Origin of the sequence: Caballeronia temeraria (genome assembly GCF_001544795.2) — a bacterium.
Classification (GTDB): domain Bacteria; phylum Pseudomonadota; class Gammaproteobacteria; order Burkholderiales; family Burkholderiaceae; genus Caballeronia; species Caballeronia temeraria.
The window spans coordinates 265,651-288,823 of the sequence record NZ_FCOI02000002.1; the positions used below are offsets into that span (position 1 = coordinate 265,651).

Below are 23,173 nucleotides of genomic sequence, written 5' to 3' on the forward strand. Positions count from 1 at the left end.
TTGTGCGCTTTCAACCAGTAAGACCGGAAAGATGATGCAAACCGATGTCGTGATCGTCGGCGCGGGGCCGGCGGGCCTGTGTCTCGCGAATGCGCTGAGTGGCGCGGGTTTGTCGATCGTGCTCGTCGAGCAGCAAAGCGTCGACGCGCTGCGCGAGCCCGCGTTCGACGGACGCGAGATCGCGATGACACAGAAATCCGTCGCGTTTCTGAAGACGCTCGGCGTGTGGGAGCGCATCGATGCGCACGCGAAATCGCAGCTCGCCGACGCGCGCGTCTTCAATGGTTCGTCGACGTTCGCGCTGAAGATCGGACATGCGCTATCGGGTCACGCGGAGCTTGGATGGCTCGTGTCGAATCATCTGATCCGGCGCGCCGCGTTCGACGCGCTCGAGCCTCTTCGCGCAGCGGGCGCGGATATCCGCATCATGGCATCGGAGCGCGTGATCGATGTCGATACCGATGCCTGCGGCGCGCGCGTGCGGCTCGAAAGCGGCGCGACGATCGCGGCGCAGCTCGTCGTCGCGGCGGACAGCCGTTTCTCCGCGACGCGCCGCATGATGGGCATCGCCGCCGACATGCACGATTTCGGCAAGTCGATGCTGGTCTGCTGCATGACGCACGACAAGCCGCACGATCACGCGGCGTGGGAGTGGTTCGGCCACGGGCAGACGCTCGCGCTGCTGCCGATGAATCCTGATCCGGAAAGCGGCGCGCACCGGTCGTCGGTGGTCGTGACGCTGGAGGCGCGCGACATCGATCGATTGAGCCAGCTCGATGCGGACGCCTTCGATCGCGAGATCGAACGCCGTTTCGAGCGCCGGCTTGGTGCGATGTCGCTGCGCACGACGCGGCATGTGTATCCGCTGGTGTCGGTTTATCCGAAGCGCTTCGTGGCGAAGCGTTTCGCGACAGTCGGCGATGCGGCGGTCGGCATGCATCCGGTGACGGCGCATGGGTTCAATTTCGGGCTGGCGGGCATCGAGATGCTGTCCCGGTCGATCCGCGATGCGCGCGCGGCAGGGTTCGATATCGCCGGCGATGCGCTGCTTGCGCGCTATGAGCAGACGCATCGGCAGGACACGCGGCCGCTTTATCTGATCACGCGATTCATCACGGAGGTCTATACGCATGACTCGCTGCCGGCGCGCATCGCGCGTGATGCGATGTTGCGGATCGGAGAAACGTTGACGCCGTTCAAGCGCGCCGTGGCGATGTCGCTCGCGGGAAGATGAGCGGTCGTTTGCGGAAATTCCTATATCTTTCGGATGAGTAGGGATGCTGATGAAGTTGGAGTAAAGTCTCGCTGTTCGCAACGCTCAGCAAGGAGGAAAGCCATGCGCGAATTCAAGATCATTCAAGGAGAGTTACCGTCGAATATCGACCCGGAATGGCTCAAGGAGATCCAGGAATATTCGGCACGACGCAGCGAAATCGAGGCAGAGGTGCGAAGGCAGATGGGCGAGCCGGACGATGACGATGACGTGGGCTTCATCGACGCGCTGTTGAGTTTTCCGAAGATCGACTGCGAGGACGCCATCTTCGATCGTCATGCCGACAACGGAGCGTCCGATGTTTCTGGCTGATACGAATGTCATCAGCGAGACCAGACGGGAAGAGCGCGCGAACGAAGGTGTTCGCGCGTTTTTTGAGGATGCCAGACGAAGACGGAAAAAAATATACCTGTCCGTCGTCACTGTCGGCGAACTTCGACGTGGGGTCGATTCGCTGCGCCACAGGGGCGACGCCCCGCAGGCAGAGAATATGGAGGCGTGGCTGAGGGGTGTCCTTCGCAGCTATGACAAGAAGATCGTGCCCGTGGACAGGAGGATCGGAGAATTGTGGGGACGTCTTCGTGCGCGGCATCCGGAGCCTGCGGTAGACAGGCTCATTGCGGCAACGGCCCTGGCTCGCAATCTGACGGTGGTCACGCGCAATGTCAGGGATTTCGAGACTGTGGGCGTCAAAATGATTAACCCCTTCGAATAGCAACGAGAGCCGGCCCGGCGCGCAACGCGCGGACCGGCCCGAAGCCATCAAAGAAGCTCGACGCCCATCGCCGTCGCTTCCCCGCCACCGATACACAAGCTCGCGACACCGCGCTTCAAGCCGCGCGTCTTCAACGCGCCCAGCAACGTCACCAGAATCCGCGCCCCGGATGCCCCGATCGGATGTCCGAGCGCGCACGCGCCGCCATTCACATTGACCTTGTCGTGCGGCAGATCGTGATCGCGCATCGCGGCCATCGTCACGACGGCGAAGGCTTCGTTGATCTCGTAGAGATCGACATCGCCCGCGCGCCAGCCGTTCTTCTCGAGGAGCTTGCGGATCGCACCGACGGGCGCCGTCGTGAACAACGCCGGCTGCTGCGCGAACGTGCTATGCCCGACGACACGCGCAATCGGCGTCACGCCGAGCCGCGAGGCCGTCGACTCGCGCATCATCACGAGCGCCGCCGCGCCATCCGAAATCGACGACGAATTCGCCGCCGTGACCGTGCCGTCCTTCGCGAACGCCGGCTTGAGCGTCGGAATCTTCTCGATGTTCGCCTTGAACGGCTGCTCGTCGCGCTCGATGACCGTATCGCCCTTTCTGCCCTGCACGGTGACCGGCGCGATTTCCCACTTGAACGAGCCATCGTCGTTCGCGCGTTGTGCGCGTCGCAGCGATTCGACCGCGAACGCATCCTGCGACTCGCGCGAGAACGCATACGACGACGCGCATTGCTCCGCGAACGTGCCCATCAGACGGCCTTTCTCGTACGCGTCTTCGAGGCCGTCGAGGAACATGTGATCGAGCACCTGTCCGTGGCCCATGCGCATGCCGCCGCGCGCTTTCGGCAACAGATACGGCGCGTTCGACATGCTTTCCATGCCGCCCGCGACGATCACATCGACCGAACCGGCGAGCAGCATGTCATGCGCGAACATCGCCGCGCGCATGCCGGAGCCGCACATCTTGTTGATGGTCGTGCAGCCGGTGGCAAGCGGCAGGCCGGCGCCGAGCGCCGCCTGACGCGCGGGCGCCTGGCCTTGTCCCGCGGGCAGCACGCAGCCCATGATGGCTTCGTCGATCTGGTCGGGTTTCACGCCCGCGCGTTCGACCGCCGCCTTGATAGCGGCCGCGCCGAGTTGCGGCGCGGTGAGCGACGCGAAATCGCCCTGAAACGCGGCCATCGGCGTGCGTGCCGCCGACACGATGACGATCGGATCTTTCTGTGTCTCACTCATGTTTCAGCTCCTTGATGACGCCTTTGATCACTTCGGGAACGTCGCCCAGACGCGCCGCATCGGACGCGAGGACATCGTTCTCCGCGGAATGCGCGCCGCTGCGGCTCATCGCGGCAATGCACGACCGGTACACCGGATCGATCTCCCCCGGTGCGCTGATCATCATGCCCATGTTGCGCAGGCGGCCGTCGTGCACGCCGTAGGTCCAGCCGTGCACGGTGAGTTCCTGTCCGCGCGCCCATGCATCGTCGACGATGGTCGTGCGGCACACGTTGACGGTCTGCTCGATCGTGTTCAGCTCGACGAGCCGGCGATGCCGCGCGTCGCCCACGGGCCATTCGTCGAGCAACGCGCCATGCTTTTCGCGCACGTCCTCGACGTGGCGCAGCCAGTTATCGGCGAGACCGACGCGCCGCCCGACGAGCGCCGCGCCCACGCCCGAGCAGCCGTAATGGCCGACGACCATGATGTGCTTCACCTTCAGCACTTCGACGGCGAACTGGATCACCGACAGACAGTTGAGGTCGGAGTGCACGACCACGTTCGCGATATTTCTGTGCACGAACACTTCGCCCGGCGGCAAGCCGATGATCTGGTTCGCGGGCACGCGCGAATCCGAGCAGCCGATCCACAGATATTCGGGCGCCTGCTGATGCGCGAGGCGCTCGAAGAATTCGGCGTCTTCGCCCAGCTTGCGCTCGACCCATTGCTGGTTGTTCGCGAACAGATGGGCGAGGGGATTCGAAGCGTTGTTGTTGTCGTCGTTGTGGTTCATGTTCAAAAGTCAAAGCATGACGGCGCGCTCAGGCGGCGCGCGCGTCTGTTCGACCGGGCTCGCCGAAACGCTCCGGATAGCGGATGCAGAATCGGATGTCCCGGTCATAGGGAAAGAAATCGGCGAGTTCGCCGCGCAGCAACTGTTCCTTGTGATGCTGCCAGAGCGCGGGATCGAAGAAATCCGCGTGATGTCGCATGAACGCTTCGCGCACGCGCGGATCGCCGAGCAGAAACGTGCCGTACGTTTCGGGAAAAATGTCGTGCGGACCGACGGTATACCACGGTTCGCCCGACAACTCGTCTTCCTCGTTGCGCGGCGCAGGCACGCGGCGCACGTTGCAATCGGTCAGATACTCGATTTCGTCGTAGTCGTAGAACACCACGCGACCATGCCGCGTCACGCCGAAGTTCTTGTACAGCATGTCGCCGGGAAAGATGTTGGCCTGGATCAACTGTTTGATCGCATCGCCGTATTCCTTGATGCCGTGATCGATTTCGTCGGCGTTGCCGTTCTGGAGGAAGAGATTGAGCGGCACCATGCGGCGCTCGATATACACATGCCGGATCACGAGATTGTCGCCCTCGTATTCGATCATCGAGGGCGCGTCTCGTTCGAGTTCGCGGATGAGCGCATCGTCCAGCCGCGCGACGGGCAGCGCGACGCTCGAATATTCGAGCGTATCGGCCATGCGGCCGAGGCGATCGTGCCGCTTCACGAGCTGATACTTGTCCTGGATCTTCTGGCGCGTGGTTTCCTTCGGCGGCGGAAACGCGTCCTTGATGAGCTTGAACACATACGGAAAAGACGGCAGCGTGAAGACGATCATCACGAGTCCCTTGATGCCGGGCGCGACGATGAACTTATCGCTCGAATGCGACAGATGGTGCAGCAAGTCGCGATAAAAATCGTTCTTGCCCTGCTTCTGCAAACCGACCGACGTATAGATTTCGGCCTTCGGCTTGCGCGGCATGATCGTGCTCAGGAACTGCACGAACGCGGATGGCACTTCCATGTCGACGAGAAAATACGAGTGCGAGAAGCTGAAGATGATGAGCACCTGCTCGCGCGAAAGCAGCACCGTATCGAGCGCGAGCAGTCCGGGCTTCGTATGCCGGACCGCGATGGCGAAGGGCAAGAGCGCATCGCCATTGATGATGCGCCCGACGACATACGCCGCCTTGTTGCGAAAGAACAGCGACGAAAGCACGTGAATCTGAAAGTTCGGCGCGGGCGTGATGTCGCCGAAGGCATCGCGCAACGCCTGCATCACGCACTGCACGTCGCGCGGCAAATCCTCGAACGGCGGCTCCAGCTGAAAGTTCGTGACAATGCGCTCGAGCGTCGCGTCGAGGCCGTCCTTCTCCGGGTAATACGCGCGATACGTGGGCTTCGCGGCGGGTTCGTCGTTCTCGATGTACTCGGTCGAAATGGCCGGCCGCACGAAGATGAAATCGTTGTTGAAGTACGAGCGATGCAGAATCTTGCAGCACACGGAATTGAAGAACGTTTCCGCGCATTCGGGTTGACGGTGCGTCGTCAGCAAGCCGATGTAATGCAGCTTGATCTGTTGCCAGACGTCGTCGTCGATATTCTCCGCGTCGTACTCGTCTTCGAGCGCCGTCACGCATTCCGCGACGCGATCGTCATACGACGCGATGCGATCGCGCGCGAGCTGTTGCATCGCGAGCCATTCGCCGCGCTCGAAGAGACCTTTCGCCTCGATCGCCGCTTCGCGGAACACGCGGTAATGATGCTCGAAGCCGTCGAGGATCGTCTTGGCGACATCGAAGCCGATTTGCGACGAGAGCAGCTTGGGGAAATGATTCATGTCGACCCTGCGCTTCGTGTTTGGACGTCACGTCATGCCGCTTTGGGTTTGCGCGCGCGCTTCTCGGCTCCCGCCGCGAGCAGCGCACGGCCTTGCTCCTCGTAGGCGGAGAGTTCGGCGAGCGTCGTGTTCAGATCTTCGAGCTGACGCTGGAGCACTTCGCGATGCGCCGCGATCGTATCGACGAAAGCCTGCAATTGCGCGGCGGTGCCGGTGGGCGAATCGTAGAGATCGAGCAGCGTGCGGATTTCCGACAGCGTGAAACCGAGGCGCTTGCCGCGCAGCGTAAGCTTGAGGCGCGTGCGATCGCGCGCCGAATACACGCGCCGCAGACCGTTCGAGCCTTCGCGCTTCGGCGCGAGCAGGCCCTGATCTTCGTAGAAGCGAATGGCGCGCGGCGTGATGTCGAACTCGCGCGCCAGTTCGGTGATCGTGTAATGCGTCGGTTGAGTCATCGCGGGCCGGCAGCGCAATTGCGCGCGCAACGTTAGAATGGGCGTTTACGTTATCGTCAACTTGGCCAAATTGCAACGCGGCGCAAACCCGGAGGCAGGAACCGCATGAACGAACTCGAACGACAGCTCGACTATGTTTTCGCCGATGCCCTGCCCGAATCGGGCGGCGTCAAGGAAGTGGCGCCGGGTGTGCTGTGGCTGCGCATGCCTTTGCCGTTCGCGCTCGATCACATCAACCTCTGGCTGCTCGCGGATGAAATCGATGGCGTGAAGGGCTGGACCGTCGTGGATTGCGGCATTTCGAACGACGCGATCCGCGCGAACTGGGAGCGCGTGTTCGATTCCGTGCTCGACGGCTTGCCGGTGCTGCGCGTGATCGTCACGCATTGCCATCCGGATCATCTGGGACTCGCCGACTGGATCTGCAACGGCGGCGACAAGAATCGCTGGAACGTGCGACTGTGGATGTCGCTCGGCGAATACGCGATGGGCCGTGTAATGGCCGCCGGCGACGGCTCCAACGCGGGCGGCGAGCGCGCGGCGGCGCATTTCGCGGCGCACGGTTTGACCGACGAAGCCTCGCTCGACGCGCTGCGTAAGCGCGACAGCTATTACCCGGCGCTCGTGCCGTCGATTCCGGCGGAATATCGGCGCATTCGCAACGGCGACGTCATTCGTATCGGCGCGCGAAACTGGGAAGTCGTGTCGGGCTATGGCCATTCGCCGGAGCACAGCGCGCTCTTCTGCGCGGCCGACACACTGCTCATTTCCGGCGACATGGTGTTGCCGCGCATCTCGACGAACGTGTCGGTGTTCGCGGTCGAGCCGGAAGGCAATCCGCTCGCGCTGTATCTGGAATCGCTTGGCCGCTACGAAACGATGCCCGCCGATACGCTCGCATTGCCCTCGCACGGCAAGCCGTTTCGCGGCGTGAAGACGCGCATCGGGCAATTGCGCGAGCATCATCGCGCGCGGCTGGCGGAAGTGCGCGACGCGTGTGCGGAAAAGCCATGCAGCGCCGCCGATATCGTGCCGATCATGTTCAGGCGCAAGCTCGATATTCATCAGATGACATTCGCGCTCGGCGAAGCGCTCGCGCATCTGAACTTGCTTTGGCTCGATGGCACGTTGAAACGTCAGACCGGCGACGATGGCGTGATCCGCTTCGCGCCGGCCTGATCTCGCTTACTGCACGGACACCGCGCCGAAATTCACGCGCCCGAACGGACTCACGCTATACCCGCTGACGTTCGCGCGTGTGAGCGCCGCCGCCGTCGGATAGACGAGCGGAATCCACAGCGCCTGATCGTGGATGATCTTCTGCGCGTCGACATACGCCTTCGTGCGTTTGGCGATATCGGCGGTCGACTTGCCATCGGCGATGAGCTTGTCCAGTTGCGGATCGCAATAGCGCGCGAAGTTGATGCCCGACTTCACCGCATTGCAACTGAAGAGCGGCGACATGTAGTTGTCCGGGTCGCCGTTGTCGCCGGCCCAGCCCATGAAGAGCATGTCATGCTGACCTTGTTTGGCCTGCTTGATCAGCTCGCCCCATTCGATCACTTTCACCTGCGCCTTCACGCCGATCTTCGCGAGATCGGCTTGCAGCAGTTCCGCGCCCGCCTTCGGATTCGGATTCAGCACGCTGCCGTTCGGGCGCACCCAGATCGTCGTGTCGAAGCCGTTCGGGAAACCCGCGTCGGCGAGCAGCTTCTTCGCATCGGCCGATGAATACTTGTACGCCGCGATGTTCTTGTCGTAGCTCCACGTGTTCGGCGGATACGGATTCACGGCAGCCGTGGCGGTGTTCTCGAACACGGTCTTCATGTACGTCGTGCGATCGAACGCCATGTTGATCGCCTGGCGCACCTTCGGATTGTCGAGCGGCTTCTTCTCCGTGTTGAGCGCGACGAACGCCGTCATGAAAGCCGGCGCTTCGCTCACTTTCAGCGACTTGTCCTTCTTCGCGTCGATGACATCCTGCGGCTTCGGCGACAGCGCGATCTGGCATTCGCCCGCCTTGATCTTCTGCGCGCGCACGGCCGCATCGGGCGTGATCGCGTAGATCAGCCGGTCGATCTTCGGCTTCGCGCCCCAGTACGACGGATTCACGTCGTAGCGGATGACCGAATCCTTCGTGTAGCTTTTCAGCATGAACGGGCCGGTGCCGATCGGCTTGCTGTTCAGATCGACCTGCTGGTTCGCCTTCAGCAGCTTGTCCGCATATTCCGATGAATAGATCGATGCGAAGCCCATCGTGAGGATCGGCACGAAGGTCGCGTTCGGTTCGTTCAGCTCGAACTTCACGGTGTGGTCATCGACTTTCGATACGGCCTTGATGAGCTTCACGAGGCCCATCGACTGCGCATGCGGAAAGCCGCTCGCGCCCGCGACCTTGTGCCACGGATTGCTATCGTCGAGCATGCGCGAGAACGTGAAGACGACGTCGTCCGCATCGAGCGGACGCGTCGGCTTGAAGTAGTCGGTCGTCTGAAACTGAACGTTCGGACGCAGATGGAACGTGTAGGTGAGGCCGTCGCTCGTCACGTCCCACTTTTCCGCGAGCGAGGGCACGACCTTCTTCGCGGCTTCGTCGTAGGAGACGAGCGTATTGAAGATGACGTCCGCCGACGCGTTGGTCGTCACGAGCGAGTTGAACTGCACGACATCGAAGCCGTCCGGGCTCGATTCCGTGCAGACGGTGAGCGGTTTGGATATCGCGAGCGCAGGCGCGGCGAGGATGGCCAGCGCGGCGGCTGCGGCGAAGAAATTGAGGCGCATGAGATCTCCGGTGATCTTCATTTTTTGTTCGTGGATGAGCGTGGGCACGCGCAGCAAGCGACGCGCCCGGCGCGGCCAGATTACCGAATGCGTTCGTCCACGACAACGATTCGATCGGCATACGCTTATGCGCGGCTTGCCGAAACCGTGGGCATCGGGCTAAACTTGCGCCTTCTTTGGGGAGTAGCCTTCCTTCGCGAGCGAAGGAGAACGCGTCAACATCCTCGGCCCTGCTGCCGTGGCGCGTTCGACCGGAACGGTTTGGCGAGACCATCGATGCGTTATGCCGTTCCTGGCCGGACGGCGCGTGGCGCATCGTGGTTCGCTTGACGTCCGGCCGTGGAATCATCGTGTCCCCACAACTACAACCTCTCCATCTCTCGCGCACGCTTGCGCGCCCATCGCATATTTCGATGCGAGGTGCCGCATGACGATGCTCTTTCTCGAACTCGCGCTGATGCTCGCGATCATTCTGATCGCGTCGGAGCTGTTCACCAATGCGCTCGAACATCTCGGCGAGCGGCTCGGCATTTCAGAAGGCGTGACCGGATCGCTGTTCGCGGCGGTCGGCACGGCGTTGCCGGAAACCACGGTGCCGATCATCGCGCTGCTCGGCGGCACGACGAGCCGTGCGGTCAACGAAGAGATCGGCGTCGGCGCGATTCTCGGCGCACCGCTGATGCTCGCGACGCTTTCCACCTGTCTCATGACGTTCGCGATCCTCAAGTCGCGCGGCTTGCGCGGACGCATCGTGCCGGAGCGCAGCGGCTTCACGCGCGATCTCAACTTCTTTTTGTTCGCGTTCCTGATTGCGTGCGCCGCGATGTTCGTGCCGCATCACGCGTGGCAGGTGCGCGCGGTGTTCGCGGCGGGACTCGTCGGGCTGTATGTCGTTTATGTGATTTCGACGTTCAGGGCGTCGGCGAAGCTCGTCGAAGGCGGGCATGGAACCGAAGCGCCCGAGGCCTTGTTCGCGTCGCGTCTCGGCTTGAAGACGTCGTTCGGCTCGATCATGCTGCAGTTTCTCGTCGGCATCGTGCTGCTGGTGGGCGGCGCGAAGGGCTTCATTCACGGCGTCGAGGGCGTGTCGCATGCGCTGGGCATTTCGGCGCTGCTGCTGTCGCTCATCATCATTCCGATTGCGACCGAGCTGCCGGAAAAGGTGAACAGCATTCTGTGGGCGCGCCGAGGGAAAGACACGCTCGCGTTCGGCAACATCACCGGCGCGATGGTGTTTCAAGGCACGTTGCTGCCCGCGATCGGCATCATGCTGACGCCGTGGGAGCCGCGCATCGAAGTGCTGACGGGTGTGCTGATCACGCTCGCGGCCGCCGCCTGGCTGCGCGTCAACGCGAAGCCGAACGGCGTCGTGCTCTGGGCGTTGCTCGGTAACGGCGTGCTGTATGTGGCTTATCTCGTGCTGACGCTCGGGCGTTGAGAAAGCGGCGTCGCAAATAAAAATGCCCGCCGAGGCGGGCATCGAAGAGCGAAGCAGCGCGCTGACTGATCAGCGCGTCGTTCTTGTTGTTCTTAAGAGAGTTATCGGCGCGTGCGCGGAAAACTTTAGAAGCGCGCGGCCTGATGATATCGGCTGACGGCTTTCGCGCCGTCCATCGAGCGGCGATACATCGTCGAGAGCGCCGCCTGCGCATCTTTTGCGCGCGCGGCGACCGCATCCATGCTCGCCTGAATCTGCCGAATTACCGCGAGCGCTTCGGCCGGCTGGTCCGCCTGCAGCGACATCACGAGCGGCGCACGCGCTGAGTCGAGTTCGGCGGCGCGCGCCCAGTCGTTCTGGTTCACTGCTTCTTCGATCGCCCCGGTCAGCGCCCAGGCGTTCTGAATCGTTTCGTGCTGGTTCATGTTCCGTCTCCGCCTTTACTTCGCGTTCGTGGCCAGCGCGCCCGCGCTGTTGGTGCCGCCGAAGAGGGCGGTCAGATAGCTTCCCTGAGTCGCCATCGAAGACATGAGCGTGTTCAGCGCCGTGAACTGCTGGTTATACGAGGTCGTCAGTTGCTGCGTGTACGCGGTGAGCTGCGTCTGCTGATCGGCGATGCTCTTCAGATCGGCGTTCAGCGCGGTGGTGCGCGTGTCGATCAGTCCGCCCGTCTGCAGGAACGACGTCAGGCTGTTGTTGAGTTGCGCGGCGACGCCGTTGGTCGAATTGAACAGCGACGCGACCTTGCCCGAATTGTTCGTGAGCGCATCGGTGAGCGCGTCTTCATCGGTCTTGAGCGTGCCGTCTGGCTGCAGCGCGATGCCGATCGACGCGAGGTTGACCTGGCCCGAGCCAGTCCCAATCGCCTTGCTGATCGTGCTCGCGATCGTGTTCTTGATCGTGTTCATCATCGAGTCGCCGAGCAGCGCGCCGCCCTGCGAGCCGGCCGCCTGCGTCGAATCGAACGAGGTCAGTGACGCGGCCGTGGTCACGAAGTTGTTGTAGGCGGTGACGAATGCGTCGATGGTCGTCTTCTGGCCGCTGACATCCTGGCCGACGGTGAGCGTCTGCGTGGTGCCGACGGAATCCGCCGTGAGCGTCATGGAAATGCCCGTGATGGCTTCCTTGACGGTGTTGCTGGAGCTCGTGACCGGCGTGCCCGCGATCGTCAGATGCGAGTCCACGCCCGCGCTCGACTGGGTCCAGCCATTCGTACCGTCGATGGTCGTGTGCTCGGGAACGGTGATGGTCTTGGTCGAATCGCTCGGATCGGGATCGGTCGTCGTGGTGGACGACGTGACCGCGAGCTTGTTGATCGCCGAGCTGCTGTCATCCGCGTTGACTGTTACGTTGATCGCGTTGGCGAGCCCCGTCGACGAGGAGCGCAGCACGAGGTGCGCGCCGTCCGAGCCGTTGACGACGGTGGCCGTGATGCCCGGATTGTCGGACGCCGAGTTGATGGCCGACACGATGCCGGACAACGTGTTGTTCGTGCTGTCGAGCTTGATGGTGCTCGATTTGCCGCCGACGTTCAGCGTGATCGAGCCGGTGCCGAGCGCGGCGGTCGTCGAGAACACGCCGGACGTGATCGATTGCGCGGATGCGATATTCGTCACTTTCACCGCGTAGCTGCCCGCGACCGCGGTGGAGTCGGCGGTGGCCGAGAGGCCCTTGCCGTCGGCGGTGGCCGTGTACGAACCGAGGGTCGTGCCGTTGGCCAGGTTCGCGATGGAACTTTGCAGCAGCGACAGCACGGACTTCAGCGTGCCAATCGCGGTGAGTTGCGTGTTGTCGGCGGTTTTCTTGCTGTTGAGCGCGTCGGTCTGTCCTGCGACCTTAGCGTTGACGATCGCGGTGACGAGCGAGTTCACGTCCATCGTCGAATTCGTGGAACCGCTGATGATCGACTGTGCGGCCTGCTGTACGGCGCTTGTCGGATCGACAGTGGAACCCGTTGTCGTGGCTACGGTGGTCATGTGTACTCCGGTCCTTACGTGTTCGCGATCGTTTGAATTGGGCGGGAGTCGTCGTCTCCCGGAAATGCGCGCAGGGAGACAAGCTCCCCGGGCGCTGACTGCGTGCTTCTGCTGCGAATATTTGTTACGTCCGGCGCGCGTCGTACCGATAACGCGCGCCGGTTAAAGCGCCGGCCGAAATGCTTAGCCGAGGAGCTTCAGAACTTGCTGCGGCATCGAGTTCGCTTGAGCCAGAACCGAGATACCAGCTTGCTGCAGCACTTGAGCCTTCGACAGATTCGCGGTTTCCTGCGCGAAGTTCGCGTCGGTAACTTGCGATTGCGCCGACGACAGGTTCGTCGATTGTTGCGTCTGCGTTGCCGCGATCGACGTGAAGCGGTTTTGCGCGGCGCCCAGGTTGGCCTGGATGCTGTTCACCGAGTTCAGTGCGTTGTCGATCGCTTCGATCGCGCCGTTCGCGCCATCGGTCGTGCTGATGTCGATTGCCGAAACGAGCGGCGGGTTGTTGTTCGAGTTCAGCGAGGCGAGTTGCGTCGTCTGAGCGGACGTTGCGCCCGTGCCCTTGAACGCGATCGAGCCGGGGGTCGTGCCCGAAGCCGCCGTCACGGAGAATTCCGAAGCGGTTGCCACGCCGGACGTGATCGCTTGGTTGTTCTGGTCCGTGTACGTGAAGCCGCCCTTGCCATCGGCGAGAACGTTGATCGTCGTGATCGCTGCCGTGCCGGTCGTTGCCGCACCCGCTGCGTCGAGGCTCAGGCCCGTGATCGAACCGATCGTCGTGCCCGATTGAGCGAAGCCGCCGCCGATCTTGGCTGCCGACACGTTCTGGCTCAAATCGACCGAGATGGTCTGGCCGACGTTCGCGCCGACCTGGAAGTTCACCACGCCTGCCGAACCGTCCAGCACGTTCGTGCCGTTGTAGGTCGTTTGCGACGAAATCCGGTTCACTTCAGCGATACGCTGGGCGACTTCCTTCTGCAGCGCGGACTGGTCGCTCGGCGACAGCGAGCCGGTTGCCGATTGAACGGCCAGCTGGCGGATACGCTGAAGGTTATCGGTGATCTGGCTAAGACCGCTCGATGCCGTTTGCGTCATCGACACGCCGTCGTTCGCATTCGAAACGCCTTGGTTCAGGCCGTTGATCTGCGAGGTCATGCGCGATGCGATTGCCTGGCCGGCTGCGTCGTCTGCCGCGCTGTTGATGCGCTTGCCCGAGGAAAGGCGCGTAATGGCCGACGACAGTGCGCTTTGCGTGCCGTTCAGGTTTTGCTGAGCGACGAGCGAGTTGATATTGCTATTGATACCGATCATTTTGTTTCTCCAAGGGCCTGGCGGTTGTATCTGAAACAACGCCGATTCTGGTCGAGGCGGCTAGTTGTTTTGCCGCTTGTTTAGGTTTTCGGCGGCGGTCGGCCAAAACTTTAGGCGTGATTTCGAGCCAACCCAGAAATTTTTCAGACGAATGTTCCGCGCGGCTTTCGGAGCGGCCTGCCGGACGCGCAGAAAAAAGCGCCCGGCCGGGCGCTCGCGCGGGACGATTACACGAGGTCGAATTCGTCCAGCATGGCTTTGACTTCGTCGGCCGGGTTGAACATCAGTAGGTCCAGAATGGAAAGCCACGGTACGAACGGCTCGCCGAACTGGTGGTATTCGAGCGGCCGGGGTTGCAGAAAGCGCAGATCGACTCCGCGTTCGGCAAAATCCGGCGCCGAATAAAGCGCGGTTCCGCCAATCGGATTGATATACGTCGTCGCGCCCAGCGCGCCGCAGATCGCCAGCACCTTTTCGTGCGCGCGCAGCGAATGGTCGATCGGCAGCGTCGATGAAACGACGATCCGCGTGTCGAGCGACAGCCGCGCGGCCGTCGCAAGAATCGAACGGTGCAGGAAACGAAAGAGGTTGTGGTCGTCATGCTCGACGCATTCACGCAGCAATTCGAAGCCTTGCGCGAAATGCGGTGCCCGCCGGTACGCGCCCTGTATCTGATTGAGCAATTTGAGGCGGTCGAACGAAGGCGCGATGGCGCGCTCGACGACATCTAGCGAATCGGAATCGCTGGCGATTGGGATACTGAAGTATGCGTCGCCGCCGTTTTGCAGGAAGCGATTGCGATTGAACCAGCCTTTCTTCGTGTATTTGATGTTGTCGTAGACGACGAACAAATCCACTGCCCCGATCAGCTGGAAGTAGCCGATATAGGGCAGAAAGTAAGGCTGCATGATCGCGACTTTCATTTGCCGCAGATGAGGTAAATGCTCGCGCACATCTGCGGATAGATCATGCCGAGGTTGTAGATGCCTTCGAGATATTTCTCGTCGATGATGCCGGCGTCGAGCGCACGATCGAACTGGAAGTTGGCGAGCGCCTTGAACATCAGGCCGCCGCGCTGCTCGACCGTGAAGCCCGCGGCGTGCACGTCGGCTTCGAGCGTATCGAACGAATACGTCCGGCGATGCCCGTGCGCCCATTCGCCCGGGGTCACGGCGTTCTTCGATGCGATCAGCCCCATTTGCACGGCGATCTGTCGTGAAGGCGCGTCGGCGTTCGGGACGAGTACGTAGAAGTGTCCGTCGGGCGCGAGCCAGTCGTGAATATTGCGCAGCACCGGGCCGGTTTCGTCGAGATGCTCCAACGTGTTTATCAGGAAAATCGAGCGGAACTTGCGGTCCACGTTCGCGTCTTCGAACGTCGCGTTGATGAAGCGCACGTGATGCGGCGAATTGCGCTGCGCGATGGCGATGGCATCGGACGAAGCTTCGATCACCGTGAGATCGGCGAAGTGTTGCGCGAGCAGCGTCGTCGAGCGGCCTTCATGGCAGCCGAGTTCCAGCGCGGGACCCGGCTCGAAATGCGGCGCGAACCGCTTCATCATGTAGTCGCGTACGATTTCGTCAAAGTTGTAGTCGTATTGCTTGTCGGGCCGCGACTGGGCCTCGGCATTGTAATCACGCATCGCTTGCCTTCTATGTCTTGGTTGGGACTTGCCCGGTTAGCCCTGATCGGGCTGATAGAGTCTTTCAGTACGCGGCCGATACCATTCCGACAGGCTCACCGGCACGCGCGAATTGAAGCCGAGCACCTGCCGCGTGAGCGGCGCGAGTTGCGCACCGCGCTCTTCGCCGATGAGCCGCGCGTAATCCATCTGCGGCTTCACGAACGCGGGCCCATAGCTGAGCGTCAGCGCAACGCGATTGCGCGCCGTCGTATTGAGCGTGCCGCGATGCCACAGGTACGAATTGAAGAGCACGACCGAGCCCGCGCGGCCCGTCAGATATTCGGCGTGCGCGGCGAAGGCGGCGGCGTCGGGTTGCTCGCTTTGGACGTGCGAGCCGCTCAGAACCTGCGTCGCCCCGTTTTCGATCGTGAAGTCGTCGAGCATCACGAGCATGTTCATGCGCAGATTGAAGTTCGGGATGAACGTCGCGACATCGCGATGCACGCGGTGCACATAGTTCTGCGCGTGCGGAAAACCGCCCACGGGATTGCACGCATGAAGAATGTACGGCTTGCCCGCGAAGAAATGCTCGAGCCACGGGTGAAAGAGATGCATCGCGATGTACTCGTCGATGCTGTCGTTCTCGCCGATGCTGTGATGCGCGGTGCCGTCGCCATTCGCATTGATGCCGTTCGCGACCTGATAGCCCGTGCAGATATCGACCCACTTCAGGCAGTCGCGACGCAGACGATCGACGAGTGCGGCGTCGAGCGCATCCGGAAATACGATCCAGCCTTGCTTCGTTAGACCGTGATCGAACGTGTTCATGTCCATTGCGTGTCCTTGCTCAATGCCGCGCGGCTTGATCAGTCGCGAGCGTCGCCATCGTCAGCAGATCAATGTAGCGTCCGCACTTAAAAACCGCGTCGCGCTGCACGCCTTCGTGACGAAAGCCGATGCGCTCGTAGAGCCGGATCGCACGCGCGTTGTCCGCAAGCACCGACAAATACACGCGGTGCATGTTCAGATCGCCGAACGCGTGTTGCAGCATGAGTCGCGTTGCCGATTCGCCGATGCCGCGGCCGCGCGCCGCGCGATCGCCTATCTGAATGCCGAACTCACCCGAACGGTTGATCCAGTGAATATTCAGCAGGTACACGACGCCGACGCATTGGCCGCTTTCGCGCAGACAGATCGCGAGGCGCACGTTGTTCGCCCGGCTGGCGAGATACGCGTCGTACCAGCGTCGGTCCATGTCGCCGTTCACATGGCGGAAGTTGCCGACGAGCGCGTCGACGACATCGCGATCGGCGCGCCATGCGGTGATCGTGGGCAGATCGGCGGCCTCGATCTCGCGCAGAAAAATGTCCATCGTCGTGTTCAACGTTGCGGCGCAGCGATCAGGCCGACGATGCGTTCCATGTCGTGATTCTCAAGCGCGGGATAAATAGGCAGACACAGCACGCGACGCGCGGCATCGGCGGCAACCGGCAGGTTCGCACCATGTGCCGAGGGCAGGCCGCGATACATCGGAAACTCCGAAATCAGCGGATAGAAATAGCGGCGCGCGTAGATGTCGTGATCGCGCAGATGCTGGAACAACGCATCGCGCCCGACGGGATACTCGTCGGTGACGAGAATCGGAAAGTACGAGTGATTCGCGACGTATTCGTCGGCGCTCCCGGGTTCCGGGAGACAGCGCACGCCCTTAACATCGGCGAGCATACCGCGGTACTTCGCGTCGATCTGCCGGCGGCGTTCGAGCGCTTCATCAATATGCTTCAGTTGCAGTAAGCCGAACGCCGCATTGATCTCGCTCATCTTGCCGTTGATGCCCGGGGCGACGACGGTCGTTTCGTCGACGAAGCCGAAGTTCTTCAGATGATCGATGCGCTGTTTCGTCTTCGCGTCCGGGCAGACGATCGCACCGCCTTCGAACGTGTTGAATACTTTCGTCGCGTGAAAACTCAACACGGAAAGATCGCCGTGACGGAGCACGCTCGCGCCGCGCGTCTTCACGCCGAACGCATGGGCTGCGTCGTAGATCACCTTAAGGTTGTAGTTGTCGGCGATCTTCTGTATCGCTTCGACATCGCACGGACGGCCGTAGCAGTGCACCGGCATGATCGCCGTGGTATGCGGCGTGATGGCCGCTTCGATCTTCGCGGGATCGAGATTGAGCGTATCTGGATCGATATCGACGAACACCGGCTTGATGCCGTTCCACAACAGCGAATGCGCCGTCGCGACGAACGAATACGGCGTCGTGATGACTTCGCCCGTCACCCGATGCGCCTGCAACGCGGTTACAAGCGCGAGCGTGCCGTTGGCGAACAGCGCCAGATGATCGATGCCGAGATAGTCGCACAACGCCTTTTCGAGCTGCTGATGGAACGGCCCGCCGTTGGTCAGCACCTTGCTGTTCCAGATTTTCTCCAGATACGGCAGGAATTCCGCGAGCGGCGCGAGATGCGGCTGCGTGACGAAAATACGTTCGTCGATGACCGGCTCGATGAGGCGAACAGGAAGGCTGCTCATGATTTTTCCAGGTTGTTACGCGCGGCTGTGCCAGGCGTTTGCACGCCGAGCGCGGCGGGCGCGACGCCCGCGCACCAGCGGCGCCACATTTCGCGCAGGGAAGCGGACAAGCCCGCTGCGATGACCGCCGGTTGAAACATCGGCGATTCGGCGCAGCGGTTGCGCATGCTCGCGCGCAGTTCGGCGAGCCCCGTGAGATCGTTCGCCCACGCCATTCCCTTCGCGACGAAGTCGGCCGTGTCTTTCGCGACGAACTCGCTGAGTTCGGCGAGGCTCAACGCGGCGGTGCTTCCGCGGCTTGCCATCAGGCGGCCGGGCAGCGTGAGCGTCGGAACGCCCATCCACATGGCGTGAAGCGTGGTCGTGCCACCCGCATACGGGAATGTGTCGAGGCAGATGTCGACGTGATGATGCTGCTGCAAGTAGATCGGCATGCCCGAGCGCGTGCGGAAATCGAGCCGTTCACGCCCAATGCCTTCCTTGGCGAACCGTTCGATGAGCTGTTCGCAACCCGATTCAGGCGGCATCGCGCCAAGCAACATGCGCGAGTCGGGCAACGCGCGAAGCAGTTCGGCCCACAGCGCGATCGCGCCCGACTGCAGTTTGTTGATGCGGTTGAAACTGCCGAACGTGAGATAGCCGTTATGCAGGGCGGGCAATCCATTGACGGGCGGCGCGAGCCGTGCCGGTCGAAACGGCGCGTTGGCCGGCAGATGCGCGATCTTCTCGACGAACTGTCCTTCCGCGTGATGCGTGGGAACGTGGAAAGAATCGGCGAAGTAATAGTCCATCGCCGTGAGACCGGTCGTGCCGGGGTATCCCATCCAGCTCGCCTGAATCGGCGCGGGTTTGCGCGCGAACGTGAGCAGCCGGTTGCGCGATGTGTGCCCCGAGAGATCGATCAACACGTCGATTCCATCGGCGCGAATCTTGTGGGCAAGCTGTGCGTCGGTCAGTCCATTGACCGTGTTCCAGCGCGCCGTGTTTTGGCGCAGGCGGGCGGTGACTTCGTCGTTGATCGAGTGGTTGTAATAGACGTGAATTTCGATGCCGGCGTCGCGTGCGAGATGCTCGAGGATCGGCTCGATAAACGTCGAAATCGCGTGATGAAACAGATCGCCGGACACGAAGCCGAGCTTCAGTTGCCGCTCCGGGTTACGCCCATTGCCATGGGGTTTCCACTGCGCGCGCATCGGCGCCTCGCATTGTTCGCCGAACTGGACGTGTTGCGCGAAGAGGGCGGCTTCATCGACGTTCTCGTCATGGCTCATGCAAAAGACGATGTTCTCGTGCGCGACGCCGTAGTCCGGCTGAATCTCGAGCGCGCGGCGCAGTTCCACCTGCGCTTCCCCGAGGCGGCCCTGATCGAGCAGCGTCACGCCGAGCGTGCTGTAGGCGACCACCGAGCCGGTCAGTTCCACTGTCTTGCGGCAGCACACTTCGGCTTCTTCGTGACGGCCCAGCGACTGCAACGTCATGCCGAGAATGCGAAAGGCTTCCGCATGTTGCGGCACCTGCGCGATCACTTCGCGGCACGCGGCTTCGGCATCGGCGAAACGGTTATGCAGGCGCAGGCAATCGGCGAGCACCTTGCGCGATTCCGCGTCCGTGGGCTCCAGTTCGACGGCTCGCTCGAACGGTTCGATCGCCTCGAACGTGCGTCCGAGGCAATGCAGGGAACTTCCCATCGCGCGCCATCCGAGTGCGAAGTTCGGGAAGCGCTCGGTCATCGTGCGCGCGACTTCGAGGGCTTCGGCGGGGCGGCCCTGGTGATAAAGCGTCGTCACGCGATTGACGAGTTGCTTCGTCGGCGCGGCCATGCGCACGACCGACGCTTCATCTTTGCCGGGCGCGCCGACGGCTTTCGTCGCCGACTCAGGCGCGACCAGCGGAGCGGGCGCGCGCGTATTGCCGGACAACGCGAGTTGCTGGATCAACTGTTCGACCACCGGGCCCTTCATCCCCCTCTGTTGCGCCATTTCGAGCGCGACCCACGCTGCCGATGTCTCCCCGCCAACCGTCAGCGCATTAATATAGCTGGCCCAGTAGTGACCCTGATTTGGATTCGCGCCGACAGCCGCTTGGAAATGCGTGATCGCGCGCCCGAAATCACGCTGTTGCAGCGCGAGTGCGCCGAGATTGTGGTTGGCATCGGGATGAGCGGGGTTGGCGTCGAGCACAATGCGATAGAGCGCCTGCGCCTCTTCCACTTCGTTCTTCTGGTGATGCTCGATCGCCGCGCTCAGCACTTGCGACAGCGCCTGCTCGAATTCTGGATCGATGGTGGAAGCGGATGCGTCCGGAAGTTCGGTCGAAGCGGTCATGGTGTGCGGATTGCGCCTGATTAGTGTCCGAGAGGAAATATCAGACGGCGCATCACGATCGAAATCGAGGAACTACGCGGGAAAACCGCCTCTGTTCAGATGATCCGCCGGAGCACCGCCGGCCAATCGCGCGTATGCTTTTCGGTCCCTCACGACGCATTCGGAGCGCACATGCAGACACGCGATATCGGCACATCGGAATTGAAGGTTGCGCCGCTCGTCTTCGGCGGCAACGTGTTCGGCTGGACTGCCAACGAGCGCACGTCGTTCTCGATCCTCGACGCCTTCGTCGATCACGGCCTGAATTTCATCGATACAGCCGACGTCTATTCCGCCTGGGTCGACGGGCATCTGGGCGGTGAATCGGAGACGATCATCGGCAAGTGGTTCAGGGAGAGCGGCAAGCGCCACAAGGTCGTGCTCGCGACGAAAGTCGGCAAGCTGAGTACGCGCGCCGGGCTCTCGGCGGCGAACATCGCGGCGGCCGTCGACGATTCGCTGCGGCGTCTCAAGACCGATTACATCGACGTCTATTTCTCCCATTACGATGACGAAACCACGCCGCTCGACGAAACCCTCGACGCGTATCAGACGCTCATCAAGGCGGGGAAGGTGCGGGTGATCGGCGCGTCGAACTACACGGGCGAGCGGCTCGAAGAGGCGTTGAAAGTCGCGAAGGATTCGGGCTTGCCGGCGTATCAGATTCTGCAACCCGAATACAACCTCTACGACCGCGAGGGCTACGAGACCGGTCTCGAACCGGTGGCAGAACAGCACAAGATCGCCGTCGTGCCGTATTACGCGCTCGCGAGCGGCTTTCTGTCGGGCAAATATCGGTCGAAGGCGGACACGCAGCACAAGTCGCGCGGCTCGCGCGTCGAAAAGTATCTGACGCCGCGCGGCCTCGAGATTCTCGACGCGCTCGACGAAGTCGCGAAACGCAACGACACGACGCCCGCGACGGTCGCGCTCGCGTGGATGATCGCGCGCCCGAGCGTGACGGCGCCGATCGCGAGCGCCACGTCCGTCGCGCAATTGGAGAGCCTCGCCGCCGCGACGCGCCTGCAACTCGCCGCCGACGATATCCATCTGCTCGACGAAGCCAGCGCGTGGCAGAAATAGTTCTGTTGCATCAATGAGTTGGCCGGCGCGCGGGAGTTGGCAACGGCGCGGTGTTCTGGTAACATCGCGCCCGAATCGAGAAATGTGCCCGATTTCCTGCCTTCGCCGCTGAAAATGACAACGTCAACCAACAGCGGCGAACGGCTCTGAAACGCGCCTTCGTGTGGTTCTTTCGAAAGCGCCTGCCGCTTCCGCGGCTGAATCTCAACGCTCTCTTTTCCGGCCTCCGTGGCCGCTTTGCTCGTGTCCGTCGCGCCGTTTTCACGTCCGGCGGACGATCGGAGTGCCGGGGCGCGGCAACTCGCAGTCGTCGCGCGCTTGAAAATACGTTTAGCAAATCCAGGATTTACATGACCACTATCGTCCTTAAAGAAAACGAGCCGTTCGATGTCGCGATTCGGCGTTTCCGCCGCACCATCGAGCGCAATGGCCTGATCGCCGAACTGCGCGAGCGCCAGTCGTACGAAAAGCCGACCACCGAGCGCAAGCGCAAGAAGGCCGCCGCTGTCGCGCGCCTGCGCAAGCGCCTGCGCAGCCAGATGCTGCCGAAGAAGATGCACTAAGCGTCTTGTTCGGGCGAGGGTTTTCGGATCCTCGCGCCGAACGGCAAAACGGCGGTGCGACCCGTAAGGGCGCACCGCCGTTTTCGTTTCTATTGCCTTTTTTAGCGAGGGCGTTCAGACGAACGCGTGACGCCTGCCGAGCGCCGCGAGCAACGCCGGCCACTCTTCGATTTCGGCGTAATCGTGAATTTCCTCCAGCTCGATCAGCAGGTCGATGATGTTCGGATCGTACGCATTCACATTCGATGCATAGAGCGCCTGGAGCAGACCGCCGTCGCGCGCATGCCGAAAGTACGAAATCCCGACGCCCTCGAGTTCCGGCTCGTACAGATCGTCGCGCACGAGGGAGCCGATCGCGCACTTGCGGCCTTCCGGACTGCGCAGCCGGCACGAACCGTTATCGTCTTCCGAGACCGCGCGCTGCGTCAGCAAATGCTCGCTGACGCGCTCGTAGATGTCTTTCGGGCTCAACATCGTCGTAGGGCTCAACATCACGGCACCTGCAGTATCAAGCGGCCGTTTTCAAAAGCTCGGCAGACAGCCCGAACTGACGCGCGATCGACGCCAGACGCTCGCGCCATTCCCATTTGCCGAAGACGTCGTGGACGTTCTGCAAACACGAGAGCAACTCGACGGTATTGGGATCGAACACGTTGATGCGCGAACGAAGCAGCGCGCGCTTCAGCGCGACGACGCCGACATCCATGTACGCCGGCACCTGCTCGGGCGCCTTCGCGATGAAGCGGATAGGGACGCCTTCCATCGCGGTGACATAGTCGCGCGGCTTGATGAAACTGCCGACGGGACAGCCGCCGCAATATCCGCGATAGGCGCCGCCGCCGTGCGGCAGCAACGCCGCCTGCCCTTGTCCGAAAAGATGCTGGACTGCGCTGTTGAAAATCTCCTGATGGGTCAGGAAGTTCAAGCTTTTCATGATCTTCTCCCCTGCGCCCCTGCGCAGCGGCCATACGTTTAGTATTCGAGAACCTGCACCTGCCTGACTGGAGCGGCAACGTCGTTGCGAAAATGGCGCAACACGATTCGACGCTTCGCCGCCCGGACCCTGCTTCGAGCACTGCGGTTTTCCCGGCCTGGACGTGTGGTCTCACAGCGCCCTGTGTGCTCGCGTCGGATATCGACACCCAGTGAACGATCCGTACACCGTCAGTTATAACGGTTCGGTCCGGTAAAAAGGTGCGCCAGCGC

At 62.1% G+C, this 23,173-nt stretch carries 23 protein-coding genes and 1 riboswitch; of the genes, 7 read left to right on the top strand and 16 right to left on the bottom strand.

Features of this window, described 5'->3' with window-relative positions; genetic code table 11:
• Positions 1–31 precede the first annotated feature (31 nt).
• The 3 genes from ubiM (at position 32) to AWB76_RS03710 (ending at position 1,988) form a co-directional block, all read left to right on the top strand.
• Entirely contained in the window at positions 32–1,234 is a 1,203-nt protein-coding gene (ubiM, locus tag AWB76_RS03700; protein ID WP_244173204.1) for a 5-demethoxyubiquinol-8 5-hydroxylase UbiM, read from the top strand.
• 102 nt (positions 1,235–1,336) lie between these two features.
• Positions 1,337–1,585 (top strand): hypothetical protein, encoded by a 249-nt coding sequence (locus AWB76_RS03705; protein ID WP_061158761.1) that lies wholly within the window; start codon positions 1,337–1,339, stop codon positions 1,583–1,585.
• The gene (locus tag AWB76_RS03710; RefSeq protein ID WP_061158762.1) at positions 1,572–1,988 is read left to right on the top strand and encodes a type II toxin-antitoxin system VapC family toxin; all 417 of its coding nucleotides are present in this window, start codon (positions 1,572–1,574) and stop codon (positions 1,986–1,988) included. The genes AWB76_RS03705 and AWB76_RS03710 overlap by 14 nt, the downstream gene beginning before the upstream one ends.
• Before the next feature lie 47 nt (positions 1,989–2,035).
• Here AWB76_RS03710 and AWB76_RS03715 read toward each other — a convergent pair whose 3' ends face one another.
• From AWB76_RS03715 to AWB76_RS03730, 4 genes are read right to left on the bottom strand one after another with little or no spacing between them, the layout of a single operon-like run.
• The gene (locus tag AWB76_RS03715; RefSeq protein WP_061158763.1) at positions 2,036–3,229 is read right to left on the bottom strand and encodes an acetyl-CoA C-acetyltransferase; all 1,194 of its coding nucleotides are present in this window, start codon (positions 3,227–3,229) and stop codon (positions 2,036–2,038) included.
• Positions 3,222–4,004 carry a carbonate dehydratase gene (gene can / locus AWB76_RS03720; protein WP_061158764.1) on the bottom strand — a complete coding sequence of 261 codons (783 nt, stop codon included), beginning with the start codon at positions 4,002–4,004 and terminating at the stop codon, positions 3,222–3,224. The genes AWB76_RS03715 and can overlap by 8 nt, the downstream gene beginning before the upstream one ends.
• A 28-nt stretch (positions 4,005–4,032) precedes the next feature.
• Positions 4,033–5,835, bottom strand: a complete 1,803-nt coding sequence (gene aceK / locus AWB76_RS03725; protein WP_061158765.1) for a bifunctional isocitrate dehydrogenase kinase/phosphatase — start codon at positions 5,833–5,835, stop codon at positions 4,033–4,035.
• A 32-nt stretch (positions 5,836–5,867) separates the two neighbouring features.
• The gene (locus AWB76_RS03730) at positions 5,868–6,290 is read right to left on the bottom strand and encodes a MerR family transcriptional regulator (protein WP_061158766.1); all 423 of its coding nucleotides are present in this window, start codon (positions 6,288–6,290) and stop codon (positions 5,868–5,870) included.
• Between the two features lie 105 nt (positions 6,291–6,395).
• On the opposite strand from AWB76_RS03730, the gene AWB76_RS03735 reads away from it, so the two are divergent.
• Positions 6,396–7,469, top strand: coding sequence for an MBL fold metallo-hydrolase (locus tag AWB76_RS03735; RefSeq protein ID WP_061158767.1), 1,074 nt, complete (start codon positions 6,396–6,398; stop codon positions 7,467–7,469).
• Between the two features lie 6 nt (positions 7,470–7,475).
• Here the strand turns inward: AWB76_RS03735 and AWB76_RS03740 are convergent, their stop codons facing one another.
• Positions 7,476–9,071, bottom strand: a complete 1,596-nt coding sequence (locus tag AWB76_RS03740; RefSeq protein ID WP_061159007.1) for an ABC transporter substrate-binding protein — start codon at positions 9,069–9,071, stop codon at positions 7,476–7,478.
• A 163-nt stretch (positions 9,072–9,234) separates the two neighbouring features.
• A riboswitch (yybP-ykoY riboswitch) is annotated at positions 9,235–9,410 on the top strand.
• A gap of 88 nt (positions 9,411–9,498) precedes the next feature.
• Here AWB76_RS03740 and AWB76_RS03745 point away from each other — a divergent pair.
• Entirely contained in the window at positions 9,499–10,509 is a 1,011-nt protein-coding gene (locus AWB76_RS03745; protein ID WP_061158768.1) for a sodium:calcium antiporter, read from the top strand.
• A gap of 125 nt (positions 10,510–10,634) precedes the next feature.
• On the opposite strand, the gene fliT is transcribed toward AWB76_RS03745, so the two are convergent.
• The 9 genes from fliT to AWB76_RS03790 form a co-directional block, all read right to left on the bottom strand.
• Entirely contained in the window at positions 10,635–10,934 is a 300-nt protein-coding gene (gene fliT, locus AWB76_RS03750; protein WP_061158769.1) for a flagellar protein FliT, read from the bottom strand.
• A gap of 15 nt (positions 10,935–10,949) precedes the next feature.
• Complete coding sequence (fliD, locus tag AWB76_RS03755) at positions 10,950–12,485, bottom strand: flagellar filament capping protein FliD (protein WP_061158770.1); 1,536 nt, start codon at positions 12,483–12,485, stop codon at positions 10,950–10,952.
• A 183-nt stretch (positions 12,486–12,668) separates the two neighbouring features.
• Complete coding sequence (locus AWB76_RS03760; protein ID WP_061158771.1) at positions 12,669–13,796, bottom strand: flagellin; 1,128 nt, start codon at positions 13,794–13,796, stop codon at positions 12,669–12,671.
• 227 nt (positions 13,797–14,023) lie between these two features.
• Positions 14,024–14,704, bottom strand: coding sequence for a WbqC family protein (locus AWB76_RS03765; RefSeq protein ID WP_244173205.1), 681 nt, complete (start codon positions 14,702–14,704; stop codon positions 14,024–14,026).
• Between the two features lie 11 nt (positions 14,705–14,715).
• A complete protein-coding gene (locus AWB76_RS03770; RefSeq protein WP_061158773.1) occupies positions 14,716–15,438 on the bottom strand; it encodes a class I SAM-dependent methyltransferase in 723 nt (240 codons plus the stop codon).
• A gap of 36 nt (positions 15,439–15,474) precedes the next feature.
• Positions 15,475–16,254 carry a phytanoyl-CoA dioxygenase family protein gene (locus tag AWB76_RS03775; RefSeq protein ID WP_061158774.1) on the bottom strand — a complete coding sequence of 260 codons (780 nt, stop codon included), beginning with the start codon at positions 16,252–16,254 and terminating at the stop codon, positions 15,475–15,477.
• A gap of 13 nt (positions 16,255–16,267) precedes the next feature.
• Positions 16,268–16,792, bottom strand: a complete 525-nt coding sequence (locus AWB76_RS03780) for a GNAT family N-acetyltransferase (RefSeq protein WP_061159008.1) — start codon at positions 16,790–16,792, stop codon at positions 16,268–16,270.
• A gap of 8 nt (positions 16,793–16,800) precedes the next feature.
• Positions 16,801–17,958, bottom strand: a complete 1,158-nt coding sequence (locus AWB76_RS03785; protein ID WP_061158775.1) for a DegT/DnrJ/EryC1/StrS family aminotransferase — start codon at positions 17,956–17,958, stop codon at positions 16,801–16,803.
• Complete coding sequence (locus tag AWB76_RS03790) at positions 17,955–20,282, bottom strand: tetratricopeptide repeat protein (protein ID WP_061158776.1); 2,328 nt, start codon at positions 20,280–20,282, stop codon at positions 17,955–17,957. Before AWB76_RS03790 ends, AWB76_RS03785 begins: the two co-directional genes overlap by 4 nt.
• Positions 20,283–20,453: 171 nt before the next feature.
• Between AWB76_RS03790 and AWB76_RS03795 the strand changes: the two genes are divergently transcribed.
• Positions 20,454–21,404, top strand: a complete 951-nt coding sequence (locus tag AWB76_RS03795; RefSeq protein ID WP_061159009.1) for an aldo/keto reductase — start codon at positions 20,454–20,456, stop codon at positions 21,402–21,404.
• A gap of 350 nt (positions 21,405–21,754) precedes the next feature.
• A complete protein-coding gene (gene rpsU, locus AWB76_RS03800; RefSeq protein WP_008351904.1) occupies positions 21,755–21,967 on the top strand; it encodes a 30S ribosomal protein S21 in 213 nt (70 codons plus the stop codon).
• A gap of 114 nt (positions 21,968–22,081) precedes the next feature.
• On the opposite strand, the gene AWB76_RS03805 is transcribed toward rpsU, so the two are convergent.
• Complete coding sequence (locus AWB76_RS03805; RefSeq protein ID WP_244173206.1) at positions 22,082–22,459, bottom strand: hypothetical protein; 378 nt, start codon at positions 22,457–22,459, stop codon at positions 22,082–22,084.
• Between the two features lie 16 nt (positions 22,460–22,475).
• A complete protein-coding gene (locus AWB76_RS03810) occupies positions 22,476–22,901 on the bottom strand; it encodes a hypothetical protein (protein WP_061158777.1) in 426 nt (141 codons plus the stop codon).
• Between the last annotated feature and the right edge of the window lie 272 nt (positions 22,902–23,173).